We start from the raw sequence: 2,062 nt of genomic DNA, 5'->3' as shown, positions 1-2,062 counted from the left end.
CTTGAGCAACAGCTTGACTATAAGCAATTGTTTGAACATGCGAAACATATTGCACAAGGGCTTCGGCAGGTTGGTGTGAAACGAGGTCAACGGGTGGGGGTTTGTTTACCACGCACCATCATGTTATTGCCCACTTTACTTGGGGTGTGGCAAGTTGGCGCAGCCTATGTTCCATTAGACCCAGAGTATCCGAGTGCACGCTTAACGCACATGATTAACGATAGCGGAGCATGCCTTGTAATTAGTGAGCCTTCGGTCTGTGAACAACTGCCAAGCACAGTGCCTTATTATGATGTTGAACAGCTACTTAGCTGTGCAGGGTCGTTAGAGTGGGAAGCGGAGCGTCTTGAAAGTGGAGCATGCGCTTATGTTATTTATACGTCAGGCTCCACAGGCCAACCTAAAGGAGTGATGGTAAGCCATCATAATGTCGTGAATTTTTTAACGGCAATGGCAGAGTTATTGAGTGCGAGTTCAGATACTAAGTTACTTGCGGTGACTCCCATTAGCTTTGATATTCATGTACTAGAGTTGTTTCTACCTTTGTTAGTTGGGGGGACGGTACACTTAGCGGATAATGCGATGCGGCGGGACCCGGGAGCGTTGATTTCACGCTTACACCGAGGTGATATCAATATGATGCAGGCAACCCCCGCAAGCTGGAAAATGTTACTGGCGGAAGGGCGCTGGCAGCCCATATCAGGTTTAACAATTTTATGTGGCGGAGAAGCACTTGATAATCACCTCAGTAAAGCATTGCAGGCGCAAGGTGAGGTTTTATGGAACTTATATGGGCCGACGGAAACGACAGTTTGGTCAGCAGCCAGTAAAGTAACTTCCGAGCAAGTGACAGTTGGTCGGGCAATTGCAAACACTCAACTTTATGTGCTGAGTGATAGTTATCAACTACAACCGCATGGCTGTACTGGAGAATTATATATAGGTGGAGAGGGAGTCAGCTTAGGTTATCTCGGCCAAGAGGCGTTAACTGCGACTCGCTTTATTACAGGAATTGCCCCAGACGGCACAGCACGACCATTATATCGGACGGGAGACTTGGCCAGATTGACGGTGTCAGGTGAGTTTGAAGTGATTGGTCGGGCCGATCACCAGGTTAAAGTGCGTGGTCACCGCATTGAATTAGGGGAAATAGAGCAGCAATTATTAGCGCTACCAAGTGTTAGAGAAGCGGTGGTGCTGGTAGTGGGCGAAGAGGAGCAGAGCCGTTTAGTTGCCTATATTGTCAGTGACAAAGACGACAGTCATGGTGACATACAGCAGCAATTGGCGACTGTCTTACCGGAATACATGGTACCAAAACAGGTCGTGACATTACCGCGTTTACCATTGACGCCAAACGGTAAAGTGGACCGCAGTGCGCTACCTAGTCCACATCAGCAAGCAACGAAACGAATAACTGCGACAAGTCAAACAGAGCGACGATTGGTACAAATATGTGCTGAATTGTTGGGGATAGAAGCGGGGGATATCGGTCTAGAGCAACACTTTTTTGCGCTAGGTGGGCATTCCTTATTAAGTGTAAAGCTACAAGCTGAGATCCGCTCAACGTTTGCAGTAGAGCTAGGTTTAGGCGACTTAGTTAGCCTAGCGGCAACAATAGATGCAGCGGAACACTCACAACAAACATTGATCACAAAACGAAGCAGTTCAGAGCCGGCGGCTTTGTCATATGCACAACAGCGTTTGTGGTTTATTGAACAGATGCAACCTGGCAGTGCGCATTATGTGATGAGTTCAACATTACAGCTGCGAGGAGTAATAGCAGCTGACTATATAGAGCAGGCATTACAAGGCATTATTGCACGGCATGATATATTGCGAAGCCGTTTTATAAGCCATGAAGGTGAGCCTAGGCAAGTCGTGGAAAGTGAGGTCAGGTTTGTCTTACAGCATTACGATTTAACATCACTAGCGCCTGCAACACAGCAGCATAAGATACAGGCACTACAAGCAGAAGAAGGACAGCGAGGTTTTGACCTAACAGCAGGGCAACTATTTAGAGCGAGTTTGGTCAGGCAAAGTGCAACGGAAGCGGTGCTGA

1 protein-coding gene is annotated in these 2,062 nt (G+C 47.7%); it reads left to right on the top strand.

The annotated features are described in order from the left end of the window. The coding region (locus tag MHN32_RS23515) for an amino acid adenylation domain-containing protein (RefSeq protein ID WP_239422979.1) at positions 1-2,062 on the top strand (2,062 nt) is incomplete at both ends.

The sequence above is a fragment of the Pseudoalteromonas sp. Of11M-6 genome, from assembly GCF_022347905.1.
Lineage (GTDB): Bacteria > Pseudomonadota > Gammaproteobacteria > Enterobacterales > Alteromonadaceae > Pseudoalteromonas.
The sequence above is the reverse complement of the archived record's forward strand: the minus strand, read 5'-3'. Positions and strand labels throughout refer to the sequence as shown.